Below are 15,124 nucleotides of genomic sequence, written 5' to 3' on the forward strand. Positions count from 1 at the left end.
CGGCCCGGCCAAGGCGGCCCGGCCAAGGCGGCCCGGCCAAGGCGGCCCGGCCAAGGCGGCCCGGCCAAGGCGGCCCGGCCAAGGCGGCCCGGCCAAGGCGGCCCGGCCATGACAGCCCGGCCAAGGCAGCCCGGCCAACGCGCGATCCGGGGCGTGTCACGATCAGCCGGCGGAGAGCGCCGCGTGACAGACCGGCCCAGCGACCACCCCGCACCGGATCAGGGCGTCCACACGGCGTTGTCGTGGGCGAAGACCACGCGGGCCGGGTCGAAGCTCAGCAGCCGTTCGATCCAGGCCGGCGGGAACGGCAGCGGCGCCTCGGCACCGTCCAGTCCGGCCCGCCGGGCGAGCACGTCAGCGGTGAACCCGACCGCGTGGTCGTGGCTCTGCCCCGCGACGACAACCGTGCCGTCGCCACGGCGGACCACCAGGGACTGGTGGCCGGCGGTGTGCCCGGGCGTGGGCACGATCACCACCCCGGGCAGGATCTCGGCTTCGCCGTCGAGCTCGACGTAGACCGCGCCCGGGTGGTCGATGAGCCAGGGCAGCGTGTGGTCCTCGACGGTACGGGCGATGTCGAGCTCCAGCCGCTGGGTGTAGACGGGCCGCCCGGGCAGCGCCGGGTTGCCGCCGCTGTGGTCGAAGTGCAGGTGGCAGTTGACGATGTGCCGGATGTCCTCGGGCCGGGTATCAACGGCGGCGAGCGCCTCGGGCAGCGGCACGCGATGGGGCCGGTAGTGCGCGTCCACGTCCGGGTCACCGCCCATGCCGGTGTCGACCAGCAGCAGACCGTCGGGATGCTCGACGAGGTAGCCGAGGCACGGCTCGACCCGGGGTGAGCCCGTGCCGGTCTCCTCGGCGGGCCGGATGAAGTAGCCGAAGTCGACGCGTCGCACGTTGATGTCCGTCACAGGGGCAGTCTGCCGTCTCAGCCGTCCGGAAAACGCCCCGCCGGATACGCCCAGAGCAGACAAAAGCGGCCCGTGTCGAATGACACGAGCCGCTTGCTGCTTGTAGCCCCGAAGGGATTCGAACCCTCGCTACCGCCTTGAGAGGGCGGCGTCCTAGGCCGCTAGACGACGGGGCCAGAACACGCTGTACTGCAGAAACGCTGCACTTCTGTGGTGCCTTACCTGCTGCTTCCGGCTCTTTGGCGTGAGCAACGGTGCGGAACTCTATCAGAAGTCCAGCACCACCGCCCTTGCGGGGAGTCGGTCGCGCTGGGGTACCAGGACTCGAACCTAGACTAACTGAACCAGAATCAGTCGGGCTGCCAATTACCCCATACCCCATTGGTACGGCTTGCCGTACCGAGTGGAAACTCTACCCGAGCCCATGGTGGCGAACAAATCGGGTTACCACCCGGCGTTTCCGTGACCGCGTGACTACTGGAACATGTCCGTGTTGTCCCGCGCCCAGGCGGCGAAGGTGATGCCCGGACGGCCGGTCAGTTCGGCCACCGTCTGCACCGCCACCTGCGGATGTCCGACCAGCTGGCGCAGGCCGTCGGCGTACCAGCCGCCGTACTCGCCCATGGCCGGCGTCAACTGCTCGACCAGCTCGTCGTGCGGCAGGTCGACGTAGGTGAGCTCCCGGCCCAGCGCCGCGCCGATCTGCCGCACCCGTTCGCGGCGGGTCAGGGACTGCGGACCGGTCAGCTCGTACGAGTGGCCCTCGTGACCCTCCTCCAGCAGGCACCGGGCCGCGACGGCCGCGATGTCCTCCAGCGCGATGGGCGCGTTCGCGACGTCGCCGTAGCCGTCGCGGACCACGTCCCCCGCGGCGATCTGGGCCGACCAGATCCCCGAGTTGGTCATGAACTCTCCCGGCTCCAGGTGCACGAACGGCACCCCGCACGCCTCGACGCCGTCCTCGATGACCTGCCAGTGGTCCCCCTTGGCGCCGGCCATGTCGACGATCCGGCGTACCCCCGCGGCCGCGGCCAGCCGGCACACCTGCTCGTTGGTCTCCACCAGCGGGGCCAGGTACATCCGGTCGATGCCCGCCAGGGCGGCCGGCAGCGTCTCGGGCCGGCCCAGATAGCCCCGGACGGCCTCGACCTGCGGCGGCAGCCCGGCCCTGGCCGGGTTGACGGTCAGCGCCCGCACGTCGGTCGCGCCCAGCGCCAGCAGCTCGTCCACCACGAGCCGGCCCACACCGCCCGTCGCACCGGTAACGAGGATCTTCATGTGCCCTCCCCACTTCTCGTAGGCACTACGGAAACTCTTCTCGTAGGGTATACGAGATGACCGAGTACAGCGGGGCCACCGATCCCGACCGGATCCTGCCGCTGCTGTGGCGGCACAAGACCGTGCGCAAAGCGACCACCGGGCGCCCGCCCCGGCTCACCGTGGACCAGGTGGTGGCGGCCGGCATCGCCGTGGCCGACGAGGACGGACTGGCCGCGGCCTCGATGGCCCAGGTGGCCACCCGGCTGGGGGTGGCGACGATGACGCTCTACACCTATGTGCCGTCACGGGCCGAGCTGGTGGAGCTGATGGTCGACGAGGTCCTCGGCAGCCGCCGGCTGCCGGGACCGGGCGAGGAACGGCCGGCGCACTGGCGCGAGCAGATCCACCTGTACGCCGACCGCACGATCGCGATGTACCGGGAGCATCCGTGGCTGTGCCAGGTCTCCCGGATCCGCCCGCCGCTGGGCCCCGGAATGCTGCGCGAGAGCGAGTACGTGCTGTCCACGCTGGGCGGCCTGCCGGTGTCGAGCCGCAACACGGCCGCCGTGACGATCACCATGTTCGTGACCGCCGCGGCCCGGCAGGAGGGCGAGAACGCCCAGCTGCGCCGGACCAGCGGCGAGTCCAACGACAGCTGGTGGAGCCGGCGGGGCCGGCTGTGGGAGGACTGGTTCGACGTCGAGCAGCATCCCGCGATGACCGGGCTGTGGCACGCCGGCGGCTTCGACCGGGGCCCGGACCAGCAGGCCGCGGACGCCTTCGCCTACGGCCTGGGGCTGCTGCTCGACGGGATCGAGCGACAGGCTCAGTCCAGCGAGACGACCGGGTTGCGCAGCTCGCCGATGCCCTGAACGCTGACCATCACGGTCTCGCCGGAGACGATCCGGCTCACCCCGGCCGGGGTGCCGGTCAGGATGATGTCGCCCGGCAGCAGGGTCATCACGTGCGAGACGTAGGAGACCAGGGTCGGCACGTCGAAGACCATGTCCTTGGTCCGGCCGAGCTGGCGCACCTCCATCTCGTCCGGGTTGCGGCCCACCTCGCAGCGCACCTCGAGGTCGCTGACGTCGAGGTCGGTCTCGATCCACGGCCCGATCGGGCAGAACGAGTCGAAGCCCTTGGCCCGGGTCCACTGCGGGTCGCTGCGCTGCAGGTCGCGGGCGGTCACGTCGTTGCCGACCGTGTAGCCGAAGATGGCCCGCTGTGCCCCGGCCCGGTCCACCCGGCGGGCGCCGGTCGCGCCGATCACCACGGCCAGTTCGGCCTCGTGCTCGACCTGCTGGGACTGCGGCGGGATCCGGATCGCGTCGTTCGGGCCGATCACCGAGGTGGACGGCTTGATGAAGATCAGCGGCTCCTTGGGCACCTCGTTGCCGAGCTCGGCCGCGTGGTCGGCGTAGTTGCGGCCGACCCCGATCACCTTGCTGGAGAAGATCGGCGCGAGCAGCCGGACGTCGGCCAGGGCCCAGCGCTGCCCGGTGAAGCGCACCTGCTCGAACGGGAGGCTGCCGATCTCGGCGATGGTCAGGCCCTTGGCCCCGGCCCCGGACTCACCCTCGACAACCCCGAAGGACACGCCACCGGCATGAACAAAACGAGCGAAACGCACGGATAACCCCATCCATTGAGCGATGAAAACGCAGGATCGAGGCTACGCCGTACGCGGCACGGGCTCGGTGCCCAGCCGGGGGAACGGACTGAGCGAGAAGACCACCTCGACGGGCACCTCGAAGTAGTCGCAGATCCGCAGGGCCAGGTGCAGGGACGGGCTGAACTCACCCCGTTCGAGATAGCCCACGGTCTGGTAGTGCACGCCGAGAGCGTCGGCGAGCTGGCGCCGCGAGATGCCGCGTTCGGCGCGCAGCATCGCGATGCGGTTGTACGTGATCTCACTGCTCATGCGTCGTCCGTCACCCGATCCGCGTCATGGCCTTCTCGCGCCGGGCGGCGACCGCCGAGCCCGACTCCCGGCGGGCCATCCGGCGCAGCACGACCGGCGCGAGCACCAGGCCGAGAACCGCCCACAGGCCCAGCACGCCGATGGTCTCCGCGTGCCGCCAGGAATGACCGAGCTCGACCGAGGCCAGCGCATCGGGCAGGAACGCGGAGCGCATGCCCAACCCTAGCCAGTAGACCGGGAAGGCCTGCGCGACCCCGTGCAGCCAGCCCGGCATGGCGCTGATCGGGTAGAAAATGCCGGAGATGGCGACCAGCCCGCCCAGCGGCAGCAGGAGCAGGCCGATGTTGCGCGGGTTCTCCAGCAACGAACCGAAGACCGCGCCGAGCGGGATGGTGGCGGCGAAGCCGAGCGGCAGCAGCCAGCACAGGGTGAGCCACCCGTTCGCGTCGATCTCCAGCCCGTCGACGATGAACAGGCTCGGCACGATCTGCAGCAGGAGGCTGATCGCGGACATGCCGCCGACCAGGACCAGCTTGCCGACCAGGTAGCCGGCCATCCCGTTCGGCGTGGCCTTGGCCCGCAGCAGGGTGCCGTCCTCGCGGTCGGTCACCAGCAGCGTGGCCACCGTGAGCAGTCCCGCGAAGGCCAGGCCCATGCCCAGCGTGCTCGGCAGCGTGCGGGCACCCAGCGACAGGTCGGTGCCCGGCACGGTGGCGTCGCGCATGAAGTAGACCGTGCCGACGAGCAGGGCGGCCGGAAAGAAGTAGGTCCACAGGTCCAGCACGTTGGTCAGGGTCTGCCGCAGCTCGATGCCGCCGCGGGCCAGCCCGGTGCGGGCGGCGGTGGAGAAGGCACTCATCGGACCACCTCGAAGGCGGAGGCGGCGGCGGTGTCCCGGCCGGCCTCGGAGTCACGGACCAGCGTCATGTAGGTGTCCTCCAGACTGGCGCGGCGCACTTCCAGGTCGGCGATGTCGTCGCCGTACTGCCGGAAGAGCTCCCGGACGAAGCGGGTGGCGTCGGCGGCGCTGTGCACGTAGCGGGAGCCGGCCCGGGTCCAGCGGATCTCGGACTCCCCCGCGACCCGGCGGGAGAGCTGGTCGGCCGAGCCGTCCGCGATGATCCGGCCGCCGGCCAGGATGACGATCCGGTCGGCCAGCTTCTCCGCCTCGTCCAGGTCGTGGGTGGTGAGCAGCACCGTGGTGTCGTCCACATCGGTCAGCCGGTGCACCAGGTCGTGGAACTCGCGGCGGGCCGCGGGGTCGAAGCCGACCGTCGGCTCGTCGAGGAAGAGCACCTCCGGCCGGCCCACGATGCCGATCGCCACATCCAGCCGGCGGCGCTGGCCACCGGAGAGCCGGTTGATCCGGGTGCCGCCCTGCGCGCCCAGGCCGACGAGCTCGATCAGCTCGTCGGCCGGCCACGGGCGGCTGACGGCGGGCGTGGAGTAGTCGGCGTAGTAGCTGCCGAGGTGGTGCAGCAGCTCGCGGACGCGCCACTTGCCGTGGTCGCGCCAGGACTGCAGCACCACGCCGAGGCGGGCCCGCCACTGCTCACCGCCGGTGGCCGGGTCGGCGCCGAGCACCCGTACCGTGCCGGCCGAGCGCATCCGGAAGCCCTCGAGGATCTCGATGGTGGTGGTCTTGCCGGCGCCGTTCGGCCCGAGCAGGGCGAGCACCTCACCGCGACGGGCGGTGAACGACACCCCGTGCAGGACGTCCGTGCTGCCGTAGCGCATGCGCAGGTCGCGGACGTCGAGCACGGTCTCGTCCGGCACCGTGTCCGCTCCCGCCACCTCCGCCCCCGTCATGGTCTCCATGTCGAGCACACTATCAAGGATGTAGTAGATGTACTACATTAGTTCGCATGCCAACTATCACCAGCGCCGACGGCACCCGGCTCCACGTGACCAGCACCGGGTCCGGCCCCGGCCTGGTCGTCATCCCCGGCGGTCTGCGCCGCTCGCACCACTACCGGCGGCTGGCCGAGTCCCTCGCGGACTCCCGCACCGTGCACGTCATCGAGCGCCGTGGCCGCGGCGACAGCGGTCCACCCGGCCCGGCCTACTCGATCGAGCGGGAGGTCGAGGACGCGCTGGCGGTGCTGGCCGCGACCGGCTCCGGCGAGCTGTTCGGGCACAGCTACGGCGGTCTGGCCGCGCTGCACGTCGCACTCCGCCGCGACCTCACCAGGCTGGTCGTCTACGAGCCCGGCGTCAGCCTCGACGGCTCGTTCGACACGACTTTCCTGCCCGAGTTCGAGCGCCGGCTGGCGCGCGGGCGGGCCGCCGGGGCGATGGCCACCTTCCTCACCGGGCTGGGCTTCGCCCCGGTCGGCGTCGTGCCGATGCCCGTCTACACGGCCTTCGCCTGGTTCCTGCTACAGACATCCGAGGGCCGGGAGACCCGTGAGCTGCTGCCGACGCTGCCGGCCGAGTGCCGGGTCACCGCCGGCCTGGACTCCGACGGCAGCCGGTACGCCGCCATCGGTTCACCGACCCTGATCATCGCGGGCGGCCGCAGCCCGGAATGGCTGCGCCGGGTCCAGCCACGGCTCGCCGAGCTCGTCCCGCACGCCCGCTACGCCCTGCTGCCGGAACTCGATCACAACGCTCCCGACCAGAGCGCACCCGCGGCGGTGGCGGACCTCGTTCGGGCGTTCCTCACCACAGACGACGCCGAGGCTCGATAGGAGTGGACTTGCTGGATACGCTGGTGCGATGCGGATCAGCGAAACCCACGCGCTGACCACTGTGCTGCCCTCGGTCAGCTGGATCCCGCTGGCCCGCGCCCACGCCGAGCGGGCCGACGAGATGACGGCCGGGCACCGCGCGCGCAAGGCGGCGGGCGAGAAGCACGCCATAGAGGATTTCCTGTACGACTACTACGGCACCCGCCCGGCCCAGCTCCGCCGCTGGCACCCCGGGGTGGGCACCGGGCTGGCCGCGGCACCGACCGGGCTGGCCGAGCACGCCGCCTGGAAGTGGTACAAGGCGCATCCGGACGGCGTCGTGACCCTCGACACAGAGGCGTACATGCACGCCCGCGGCGAGAGCGTCCGCTACATCCACGGCCTGCTCACGGCCACGGCCTCCCGGCCCGCGTTCTCGGGCTGCTTCGGCCTGCACGAGTGGGCGATGGTCTACCGCCAGCCGGAGCACCGGCACTCCCTGCCGCTGCGGCTGGGCCAGGCCGAGACGGACAAGGTGGTCGAGGAGCACCCGATCCGCTGCACCCACTTCGACGCCTTCCGCTTCTTCACCCCCGAGGCGGTGGGGCTCAACCGCCTCCAGCCGACCCGGGCCACCCAGGTCGACCTGGACCAGCCGGGCTGCCTGCACGCGGCGATGGACTGCCACAAGTGGGCGAGCAAGCTCGGCCCCGCCGTGCCCGGCGCCCTGGCGCTGGACTGCTTCGCCCTGGCCGGCGACATCCGCCTGCTGGACATGCAGGCCAGCCCGTACGACCTGACGTCGTACGGGCAGGAGCCGGTGAAGATCGAGACGGCCGAGGGCAAGGCGGAGTACGTCGCCCGCCAGCGCGAGTTCGCCCGCCGCGCGTCGGCGTTGCGGGCCCGGCTGATCCGGGTCTGCGAGGAGCTGCTGGGCCCGGCGCTGGCGGCGGAGAACCGCGAAGCCGTGGCCCCGCACAACAGCTGAACCGTCAGTCGGTGTCGGCCCGCCGGTTGCGCTTGGTCTGACTGCGCCGCTTCTTCTCACCGATGCGGCGCTCGACCGAGCCTCGGGTCGGTTTGGTGGCCCGCCGGGCCCGCGGCGGTGGCGCGATGGCCCCGGCGACCAGCGCGGCCAGCCGGGCGGCGGCGGCCTCGCGGTTACGCAGCTGCGAACGGTGCTCCGAGGCGGTGATGGTCAGCACCCCGTTGACCAGCCGGCCACCGAGCTGCTCGAGCGCGCGTTCACGCAACGAGGGCGGCAGCAGCTCGGAGCCGGCCAGATCCCAGGACAGCTCCACCCGGGAGTCGGTGGTGTTGACGCCCTGGCCGCCGGGCCCGCTGGAGCGGGAGAACCGCCAGGAGAGCTCGGCGGCCGGGATCGTCAACCGGTCGCTGACCCGTACGTCGTCCGCCACGCGCCCAGCATGGCACCGCGCGCGCCCGGCCCGCCATCGCGGGTCTCACTTGCCGGCGACGGTGAATTCCCGGGTCACGTTGTAGACGTGCAGAGCATCACTGGCCTTGTACACCCGGTAGCGGTAGGTGCTCTTTCCGGGCGGCTGCACGGCCAGGGTGAACCGTCCCGAGCTGCGGATCTTCGCGCTGCTCACGATCTTCCAGGCGCCACCGCTGTACCGCTGGAGGTACGCGTTCTGCCCGGCGTGCGTGGCCGGCACGACGTTGCCCTCCACGTAGCCGACGGTTCCGGCGGGCAGGCTCGACGGCTTGGACCTGATGCCCAGGCCCACTTTGACGTCGACCCGCCCGGTCCAGGTGGTGTTCTCCATGTACCGGAAGCCGTCGGTGGTCGTGCCCGGGTCCATCATCAGGTACAGCCGGAAGGCCTTGCGGTCGGGCTTGACGGTGACAACGAGCGTCCCGTCCGCCGCGGTGGTCACGGTGGTCAGCAGCCGCTCGTCACCGTCGATGACCGGTTCCGTCTGGTCCTCCTGCATGATCCGGACCTGCCGGTGGCCGATCGGGTGCCGCTTGACGAGCTCGTCGATCCAGTACGCGCGGGCGCGCAAAGTCACCGTGCCGCCGTACGTGATGGTGGTGTTCTCGTTGGTCAACGGGGACTGACGGTCGAAGAACGCGCCGAAGCGGCCGATCGTGTAGAAGGTCCGGTTGAACGGCAACGGCCTCAGGTCGATCCGCTGGCGGGTGCCGTCGAGCCGCAGGACCTGCAGGGACCAGACCTCCCAGCCGCCGTGGGCCCGCTGCCCGCGGAACGGGTCGAACTCCCATTCGCCGTCCTGGGCGGTGCCGCTGATCAGGTGGCCCTGCATGACGCCACAGCTGTTGTATTTCGGAGGGTTCGCCTCCGTGGAGCAGAGGTACGTGGCGGCGTCGTAGTCCTCGCTGTCACCGCCGGGGATCACCCCGACCGAGTCGACGATGTGGGCCCGGATGATCACTCCGGGCGAGGCCTCCAGGTCGACCGGTTCGGACGGCACGGTCAGGGAGGTGATGGTCGTGGTTGCCGCAGCCAGGCCGGCGGTGGGACTCACGGTACCGGCGAGGAGCAGACCCGCTGAGCAGGCAGCGAGCACCTTCCAAGTACGCATGGTCGTGAGTATGCGCGTCGCTCGGCGTCCCGCACGAGGTTACGGCCAGGGACTGACCGTCGGCGGCGCTTCGGTGTCCGTTCGGTCGGCTGCCGGCAGCCACAGCACGAAGGTGCTGCCCCGGCCCGGCTCGGAGAACGCCGCGACCTGACCGCCGTGCGACTCCACGATCTGCCGGACGATGGCCAGGCCCAGCCCGGTGCGGCGCTGCCGGGAGCGTTCCGGCCCGGATTCCCCTCGCCCGCGCCAGAAACGGTCGAAGACCCGGGGCAGGTCCGCCGAGGCGATCCCCGGACCCTCGTCGGCCACGGCCAGCCACAACCATGATCCGGTACGGCCGGACGCGACCGTCACCGTGGAGGACGCCGGGGCCAGCCGTACCGCGTTGGACAGCAGGTTGCCGACCGCCCGGCGCAGCCCGTCGGCGTCCCCGATCAGGTGCAGCTCCTCGGGCAGGTGGTAGTGCAGGTGCAGGCCGCGGTCGGTGATGAAGGACTCCTCGCCGGCCTCCCGGGCGATGGTGGTGAGCTCCACGTCGGCGTCCGACAGCCCGTGCGCGTCCCGGCGGGCGGTGGCCAGCAGGTCCTCCACCAGTCGCGACATCCGTGTGGTGGCCCGGTCCACCACGGCCACCGCCCGTTCGCGTTCCTCCGGGGTCGCTTCCGCCGGGGTGAGGGAGGCGTCGAGGTTGGTCCGGATGATGGCCAGCGGGCTGCGCAGTTCGTGCGAGGCGTCGTCGATCAGCTGGCGTTGCGACTGGAAGGCCTCGTCCAGTCTGTCCAACATGGAATCGATGGTGTCGGCGAGGTCCCGCAGCTCGTCGCGGGGACCACTGAGCCGGATGCGCCGGGACAGGTCGGTGGCCTGGATCTCCCGGGCCGTCCGGGCGATCGCGCCGACCGGGCGCAGCACCCGGCCGGAGAGCACCCAGCCGATGCCGAGGCTGACGACGAAGAGACCGCCCAGTGCGAACAGCGAATACCGGCGGAGGTTCTCCAGCGTGTTGTAGTTCACCGCCGCCTCGATCTCGCTGACCTCGGCGACGGTGACCCTGACCTTCGTGAACTTGTTGACCGCGACCTGTTCGGTGATCGGCTGCGGGTCCGTGGTCTGCGCCACTGCGAAGTAGGTGACCGCCAGGGCCGCCCCGGCCAGCGCGAAGAGCAGTGTGGAGTAGATGACCGTGAGCCGGAACCGGATCGACCGGAACAGCTCCGGGCGCTTCACGCCGCCCCGTCCCGCAGCCGGTAGCCCCGGCCGACCACCGTCTCGATCGAGCCCTCGCCGAGCTTGCGCCGCAACGTGCCCACCGTGACCCGTACGGTCTGGGTGAACGGGTCCGCGTTGGCGTCCCACACGTGCTCGAGCAGCTCCTCGCTCGACACCACGTGCCCGGGCCGGGTCATCAGGTATTCCAGGACGCCGAACTCCTTGGGCGTCAACGTCAGCCGTTCGCCGCGCAGCGTCGCGACGTGCCGGGCCACGTCGAGCACCACGTCGCCGACGGTCAGCACCGACGACGTGCCGGCCGTGTCCCGGCGCAGCAGGGCGCGGACCCGGGCCAGCAGCTCGGCCAGCGCGAACGGCTTCACCAGGTAGTCGTCCGCGCCCTCGTCCAGCCCGCGCACCCGGTCCTCGAGGCCACCGCGGGCGGTGAGCATGAGCACCCGCAGGTCGGTTTCGCCCGGGGTGTCCACCTCGCCGTTGCGGAGCGAGCGGCACAGGGTGAACCCGTCACCGTCGGGCAGGTTCACGTCGAGCAGCATGAGGTCGTACTCGTTCACGGTCAGCCGGTCGTACGCCTCGGCGGCGTCGAGCGCGACGTCGACCGCGTACCCCGTCCGGACGAGACCCACCCGCAGGCCCTCCGCCAGGTCTTCCTCGTCCTCCACCACCAGCAGCCGCATCTGTCGACTATCCACGGCCGATGAGGGTCGTGGCCACCTGGGCCGCCCGGTCGATCGGCACGGCGAAGCCGATCCCGATGGAACCGCCGCCCTCCAGCGTCGCGATCGCGGTGTTCACGCCGACCACCTCGCCGCGCGCGTTCACCAGCGGCCCGCCCGAATTGCCGGGGTTGATGGACGCGTCGGTCTGCACCGCGGTCTGCCGCACGGTCCCGCCCAGCCGCACCTGCCGGTCGAGGGCGCTGATGATGCCGGCGGTGACCGTGCCGGAGAGACCGAGCGGTGAGCCGACCGCCAGCACCGGCTCGCCGACCCGGGTGGCCCTGAGGTCGGCGCGGTCCAGCGGGCGCAGCGCGGCCGACGGGGTGACCCGCAGCACCGCTATGTCGCTGCTCGGGTCGGTGCCGACGACCTCGGCGGTGAGCCGGCGCCCGTCCGAGCCGACCACGCTGACCGCTCCCCCGCCCCGGGCCGCGACCACGTGGTGGTTGGTGACGATGTGACCGCGGTCGTCGAAGACGAAGCCGGAGCCGGACGCGCCTCCGGAGCCGGTGCGCACCTGCACGGAGATCACGCCGGGCAGGGCCCGGGCGGCCGCGCCGACGAGATCGGACGGCACGCCGGGAGCGGCCGACGGCGGCGCGGCGGCCGGGTCGGCGGGAATGGCCTCCGGCGCGGCCAGGTAGCCGGCCGCTCCGCCGGTGCCGGCGGAGATCGCCACCACGGTCAGCCCGGCCGCGGCGACCAGCGGCCAACGCCGGGCGGCGCGCGCGGGTGCCCCACCAGCTGTGGCCGGCGGTACGCCCGCAGCCCGCTCGTCGATGCCGGGTGACAGGAACTCGGGTCCCCGGGGCGACCCGCCCAGCCCAGTGGTCATTGTCATGAGAGAACTCCTCTACGGGAGGCGGGCGAACCAGAACATGGAGGTCAGTGCGGCCAGCGCCGCGAACAGCAGGCCGATACCGATGAAGCGCGCCGACACGTCCTGCGTCTCCGTCTCGCAACCGACCGAGCTGCCGATGTCGGCGTACGCGGACCGCAGCTCCTCGGCGCTGCCGGCCTCGAAGTAGTTGCCGCCGGTGGCGTCCGCGACCGCCTGCAGCGTCTGCCCGTCGACCGGCACGGGCTGGTTGCCGCCCCCGCCGCCACCGCCGAGGGCGCTGCCGCCGATGGTCCCGTTCTCGGTGCCGAAGGAGATGGCGTCGACGGGTACGCCGAGCTCGGTGGCCTGGGCCGCCGCCTCGGCCGGGTCCTGCCCGGCGGTGTTGGCACCGTCGGAGAGCACCACGACCCGGGCCGGCGGCACGTCCTCGCCGGCGGTGGCGTCCAGCGTGCGGATCGCCTCCAGCGAGGTGGCGATGGCGTCACCGATGGCGGTACCGGCCCGGCCGGCCGTGCCCTCGGCGAGCCGGTCGATGCCGGCGTCGACGGCGGCCCGGTCGGTCACCGGCGGCACGAACACCGAGGCGGTGCCGGCGAAACCGACCAGGCCGACGTTGAACTGCTCGGGCAGGTCGGCCACGAACTCGCGGGCCGCGGCCTTGGCCGCGGTGAGCCGGTCCGGGTCCACGTCGGTGGCCAGCATCGACCGGGACACGTCCACGGCGACCAGCACGGTGGCCCGCTCGCGGGGCACCTGCACCTCGGACTGCGGCCGGGCGAAGCCGACCACGAGCAGGGCCAGCATCGCCAGGAACAGCCCGGCCGGGACGTGCCGGCGCCACTGCGGCCGGGCCGGGGCGATCCGGTCGAGCAGTTTGAGGTTGGTGAAGCGGACGGCGTACCGGCTGCGGCGGCGTTGCAGCACGACGTACGCGACGGCCAGCGCCGCGACGGCGGCCAGCAGCCACAGCCGTTCCGGGGAAAGCCACGTCATGGTCTTGCTCCTGTTCGCGAGGCTCGGCCCAGGCGGCGCTGGGCGTACACGTGCCGGACGATGTCCGCGACCCAGTCGCGGTCGGTACGCAGGCCGAGATGGGCCGCGCCGGCCCGTTTCAGGCCGGCCTCGATGGACGCCTGCTGCCGGCGGGCCGCCTCGGCGTACCGCTCGCGCAGCTTGCGGCTGGCGGTGGGCACCTCGCGCCGGCGACCGGTTTCCGGGTCCACCAGGGTCAGCAGCCCCACGTCCGGCAGTTCCTGCTCGCGCGGATCACGGATCTGCACGGCGAGCACCTGATGCCGGGCGGCCAGCCGGCGCAGCGGCAGTTCCCAGGCCGGGGCGCCGGGCCCGAGCCCGTCCTCGTCGAGACCGTCGAGGAAGTCCGAGACCACCACGGCCAGCCCGCGGCGGTTGACCGTGCGGTGCAGGCCGTCGACGGCCTCCGCCAGCGGCACGTGCTCGGTCGTCGGCGCGGAACGAGGAACGGCGAGCAGAGTGCGCAACATGCCGAGCAGGTGGGTGCGGCCACCCCGGGCCGGGAACCGCCGTACCCCGTCGGGGCCGAGCAGGTGCGCGCCCAGCCGGTTGCCGGCGCCGGTGGTCAGGAAGCCGACCGCGGCGACGGATGCGACGGCCAGTTCCCGCTTCTCGAACTCCGCGGTACCGAAGTCCATGCTCGCGGTGGCATCGACCAGCACCCAGGTGGCCAGCTCCCGGTCCGCGTCGACCTGGCGGACGTGCGCGACCGCGGTCCGCGCGGTGACCGCCCAGTCCATCCGGCGGACCTCGTCCTCGCCGGGCCGGTACTCCCGGCTGCCGGCCGGCTCGCTGCCGATGCCGGGCAGCAACCCGAGGTACGAGCCGTGCAGCATCCCGTCGAGCCGGCGCGTGACCATGAGCTCGAGCCGCCGCAGCCGCCGTTCCGGTGCCAGCTCGTTGATGGAGGCGCCCTCGTTCATGCGGCGACACCCAGCCCCGGGCCGTGTTGCTCCTGCGCGGGAGCGATCACCGGCAGCGGTACGGACGCCACGATGCGCTGGACGATCGACTCGGGGGCGATCCCGTCGGCGACCGCGTCGAAGGAGAGCACCAGCCGATGGGCGAGCACGTCGGGCGCGATGTCGAGCAGGTCGCCCGGCAGCACGTAGTCCCGGCCACGCAACAGCGCCAGCGCCCGCCCGGCGGCGACCAGGCCCAGAGTGGCTCGCGGGCTGGCCCCGTACGCGAGCTGCCCGGCCACCTCCGGCAGGCCGAACCGGGCCGGGTCGCGGGTGGCCAGCACCAGCCGGACCACGTACTCGGCCAACGCGTGGTGCACGAACACCTCGCGGGCCCGCGCCTGCAACGCCAGCAGCTTGCCGGTGTCCAGCACCGGCCGGGCGACCGGGCGCACGCCGCCCATCCGGTAGAGGATGCCGAGCTCGTCCTGGTCGCCCGGGTAGCCGACGACCACCCGCATCAGGAACCGGTCCCGCTGCGCCTCGGGCAGCTGGTAGACGCCCTCGCTCTCGATCGGGTTCTGGGTCGCCAGCACCAGGAACGGCCGTGGCACCGGATGGGTCCGCCCGCCGATCGACACGTGCCCCTCGGCCATCACCTCCAGCAACGCCGACTGCACCTTGGCGGGCGCCCGGTTGATCTCGTCGGCCAGCACCAGGTTCGCCATCACCGGGCCCAGCTCGACGTCGAAGTCCTCCCGCGACGCCCGGTAGATCCGGGTGCCGATGATGTCGGAGGGCACCAGGTCCGGTGTGAACTGGATGCGGTGGAAACTGCCACCGACCGCCACGGCGAGCGTCTCCGCGGCCAGCGTCTTGGCCACCCCCGGCACGCCTTCGAGCAGGCAGTGCCCGCCGGCGAGCAGCGCGGTCAGCAGCCGCTCGATGAGCCGGTCCTGCCCCACGATCACCTTCTTGACCTCGAACAGCGTCTGCTCCAGCAGCCGCGCGTCGGTGTCGGATGCGATGTCTGTCATGGGTCCCCTTCTCGGCAACGGTGCGGGGGGCG

General features: G+C 72.1%; 17 protein-coding genes and 2 tRNA genes. 3 read left to right on the top strand and 16 right to left on the bottom strand.

Annotated features, from left to right (window positions below; translation table 11 throughout):
* Positions 1-218: 218 nt before the first annotated feature.
* From AB0C12_RS20350 to AB0C12_RS20365, 4 genes are all read right to left on the bottom strand, one after another.
* The gene (locus AB0C12_RS20350; protein ID WP_360550039.1) at positions 219-911 is read right to left on the bottom strand and encodes an N-acyl homoserine lactonase family protein; all 693 of its coding nucleotides are present in this window, start codon (positions 909-911) and stop codon (positions 219-221) included.
* A gap of 103 nt (positions 912-1,014) precedes the next feature.
* Positions 1,015-1,087: transfer RNA gene (locus AB0C12_RS20355), tRNA-Glu, on the bottom strand.
* A gap of 133 nt (positions 1,088-1,220) precedes the next feature.
* Positions 1,221-1,292: transfer RNA gene (locus AB0C12_RS20360), tRNA-Gln, on the bottom strand.
* Positions 1,293-1,385: 93 nt separating this feature from the next.
* Positions 1,386-2,189, bottom strand: coding sequence for an NAD(P)H-binding protein (locus tag AB0C12_RS20365; RefSeq protein WP_360550041.1), 804 nt, complete (start codon positions 2,187-2,189; stop codon positions 1,386-1,388).
* A gap of 56 nt (positions 2,190-2,245) precedes the next feature.
* Here AB0C12_RS20365 and AB0C12_RS20370 point away from each other — a divergent pair, with 56 nt between their 5' ends.
* Positions 2,246-3,043 (top strand): TetR/AcrR family transcriptional regulator, encoded by a 798-nt coding sequence (locus tag AB0C12_RS20370; protein ID WP_360550043.1) that lies wholly within the window; start codon positions 2,246-2,248, stop codon positions 3,041-3,043.
* Here AB0C12_RS20370 and AB0C12_RS20375 read toward each other — a convergent pair.
* The 4 genes from AB0C12_RS20375 to AB0C12_RS20390 are packed head-to-tail and all read right to left on the bottom strand — an operon-like array spanning position 2,998 to position 5,910.
* A complete protein-coding gene (locus AB0C12_RS20375; RefSeq protein WP_360550045.1) occupies positions 2,998-3,801 on the bottom strand; it encodes a fumarylacetoacetate hydrolase family protein in 804 nt (267 codons plus the stop codon). The two genes, AB0C12_RS20370 and AB0C12_RS20375, sit on opposite strands and share 46 nt — an antisense overlap.
* Positions 3,802-3,843: 42 nt before the next feature.
* Positions 3,844-4,092, bottom strand: a complete 249-nt coding sequence (locus tag AB0C12_RS20380) for a helix-turn-helix transcriptional regulator (RefSeq protein WP_360550047.1) — start codon at positions 4,090-4,092, stop codon at positions 3,844-3,846.
* 10 nt (positions 4,093-4,102) lie between these two features.
* On the bottom strand, positions 4,103-4,951 hold the full coding sequence (locus AB0C12_RS20385) for an ABC transporter permease (RefSeq protein ID WP_360550049.1): 849 nt from the start codon (positions 4,949-4,951) through the stop codon (positions 4,103-4,105).
* Positions 4,948-5,910 (bottom strand): ABC transporter ATP-binding protein, encoded by a 963-nt coding sequence (locus AB0C12_RS20390; protein ID WP_360550051.1) that lies wholly within the window; start codon positions 5,908-5,910, stop codon positions 4,948-4,950. Before AB0C12_RS20390 ends, AB0C12_RS20385 begins: the two co-directional genes overlap by 4 nt.
* Before the next feature lie 47 nt (positions 5,911-5,957).
* Between AB0C12_RS20390 and AB0C12_RS20395 the strand changes: the two genes are divergently transcribed.
* Together AB0C12_RS20395 and AB0C12_RS20400 are read left to right on the top strand one after the other, a co-directional pair.
* On the top strand, positions 5,958-6,782 hold the full coding sequence (locus AB0C12_RS20395; RefSeq protein WP_360550053.1) for an alpha/beta hydrolase: 825 nt from the start codon (positions 5,958-5,960) through the stop codon (positions 6,780-6,782).
* A 28-nt stretch (positions 6,783-6,810) separates the two neighbouring features.
* Positions 6,811-7,749, top strand: coding sequence for a 3-methyladenine DNA glycosylase (locus AB0C12_RS20400; RefSeq protein WP_360550055.1), 939 nt, complete (start codon positions 6,811-6,813; stop codon positions 7,747-7,749).
* 4 nt (positions 7,750-7,753) lie between these two features.
* Here AB0C12_RS20400 and arfB read toward each other — a convergent pair whose 3' ends face one another.
* The 8 genes from arfB to AB0C12_RS20440 are packed head-to-tail and all read right to left on the bottom strand — an operon-like array spanning position 7,754 to position 15,092.
* Positions 7,754-8,179, bottom strand: a complete 426-nt coding sequence (arfB, locus tag AB0C12_RS20405) for an alternative ribosome rescue aminoacyl-tRNA hydrolase ArfB (RefSeq protein ID WP_360550057.1) — start codon at positions 8,177-8,179, stop codon at positions 7,754-7,756.
* A 45-nt stretch (positions 8,180-8,224) separates the two neighbouring features.
* Positions 8,225-9,331 (bottom strand): hypothetical protein, encoded by a 1,107-nt coding sequence (locus AB0C12_RS20410; protein WP_360550059.1) that lies wholly within the window; start codon positions 9,329-9,331, stop codon positions 8,225-8,227.
* A 39-nt stretch (positions 9,332-9,370) separates the two neighbouring features.
* Positions 9,371-10,558, bottom strand: coding sequence for a HAMP domain-containing sensor histidine kinase (locus AB0C12_RS20415; RefSeq protein WP_360550061.1), 1,188 nt, complete (start codon positions 10,556-10,558; stop codon positions 9,371-9,373).
* Positions 10,555-11,238 (bottom strand): response regulator transcription factor, encoded by a 684-nt coding sequence (locus AB0C12_RS20420; protein WP_360550063.1) that lies wholly within the window; start codon positions 11,236-11,238, stop codon positions 10,555-10,557. The genes AB0C12_RS20415 and AB0C12_RS20420 overlap by 4 nt, the downstream gene beginning before the upstream one ends.
* A 7-nt stretch (positions 11,239-11,245) precedes the next feature.
* Positions 11,246-12,121 (bottom strand): trypsin-like peptidase domain-containing protein, encoded by an 876-nt coding sequence (locus AB0C12_RS20425; protein ID WP_360550065.1) that lies wholly within the window; start codon positions 12,119-12,121, stop codon positions 11,246-11,248.
* 12 nt (positions 12,122-12,133) lie between these two features.
* Complete coding sequence (locus AB0C12_RS20430) at positions 12,134-13,114, bottom strand: VWA domain-containing protein (protein WP_360550067.1); 981 nt, start codon at positions 13,112-13,114, stop codon at positions 12,134-12,136.
* Positions 13,111-14,076: a DUF58 domain-containing protein gene (locus AB0C12_RS20435; protein WP_360550069.1), complete on the bottom strand. Its 966-nt coding sequence runs from the start codon at positions 14,074-14,076 to the stop codon at positions 13,111-13,113. The genes AB0C12_RS20430 and AB0C12_RS20435 overlap by 4 nt, the downstream gene beginning before the upstream one ends.
* Positions 14,073-15,092, bottom strand: coding sequence for a MoxR family ATPase (locus AB0C12_RS20440; RefSeq protein WP_360550071.1), 1,020 nt, complete (start codon positions 15,090-15,092; stop codon positions 14,073-14,075). Before AB0C12_RS20440 ends, AB0C12_RS20435 begins: the two co-directional genes overlap by 4 nt.
* Between the last annotated feature and the right edge of the window lie 32 nt (positions 15,093-15,124).

It is taken from the genome of Actinoplanes sp. NPDC048967 (assembly GCF_040649415.1).
In the GTDB taxonomy this organism is placed as follows: Bacteria; Actinomycetota; Actinomycetes; order Mycobacteriales; family Micromonosporaceae; genus Actinoplanes.

Bases quoted from the DNA above. Each gene is read 5' to 3' on its own strand.
- AB0C12_RS20435 (WP_360550069.1), bottom strand. From the start codon at position 14,076: ATGAACGAGGGCGCCTCCATCAACGAGCTGGCACCGGAACGGCGGCTG.
- AB0C12_RS20425 (WP_360550065.1), bottom strand. From the start codon at position 12,121: ATGACAATGACCACTGGGCTGGGCGGGTCGCCCCGGGGACCCGAGTTC.
- AB0C12_RS20410 (WP_360550059.1), bottom strand. From the start codon at position 9,331: ATGCGTACTTGGAAGGTGCTCGCTGCCTGCTCAGCGGGTCTGCTCCTC.
- AB0C12_RS20440 (WP_360550071.1), bottom strand. From the start codon at position 15,092: ATGACAGACATCGCATCCGACACCGACGCGCGGCTGCTGGAGCAGACG.
- AB0C12_RS20365 (WP_360550041.1), bottom strand. From the start codon at position 2,189: ATGAAGATCCTCGTTACCGGTGCGACGGGCGGTGTGGGCCGGCTCGTG.
- AB0C12_RS20395 (WP_360550053.1), top strand. From the start codon at position 5,958: ATGCCAACTATCACCAGCGCCGACGGCACCCGGCTCCACGTGACCAGC.
- AB0C12_RS20420 (WP_360550063.1), bottom strand. From the start codon at position 11,238: ATGCGGCTGCTGGTGGTGGAGGACGAGGAAGACCTGGCGGAGGGCCTG.
- AB0C12_RS20385 (WP_360550049.1), bottom strand. From the start codon at position 4,951: ATGAGTGCCTTCTCCACCGCCGCCCGCACCGGGCTGGCCCGCGGCGGC.
- AB0C12_RS20370 (WP_360550043.1), top strand. From the start codon at position 2,246: ATGACCGAGTACAGCGGGGCCACCGATCCCGACCGGATCCTGCCGCTG.
- AB0C12_RS20400 (WP_360550055.1), top strand. From the start codon at position 6,811: ATGCGGATCAGCGAAACCCACGCGCTGACCACTGTGCTGCCCTCGGTC.
- AB0C12_RS20390 (WP_360550051.1), bottom strand. From the start codon at position 5,910: ATGGAGACCATGACGGGGGCGGAGGTGGCGGGAGCGGACACGGTGCCG.
- AB0C12_RS20380 (WP_360550047.1), bottom strand. From the start codon at position 4,092: ATGAGCAGTGAGATCACGTACAACCGCATCGCGATGCTGCGCGCCGAA.
- AB0C12_RS20430 (WP_360550067.1), bottom strand. From the start codon at position 13,114: ATGACGTGGCTTTCCCCGGAACGGCTGTGGCTGCTGGCCGCCGTCGCG.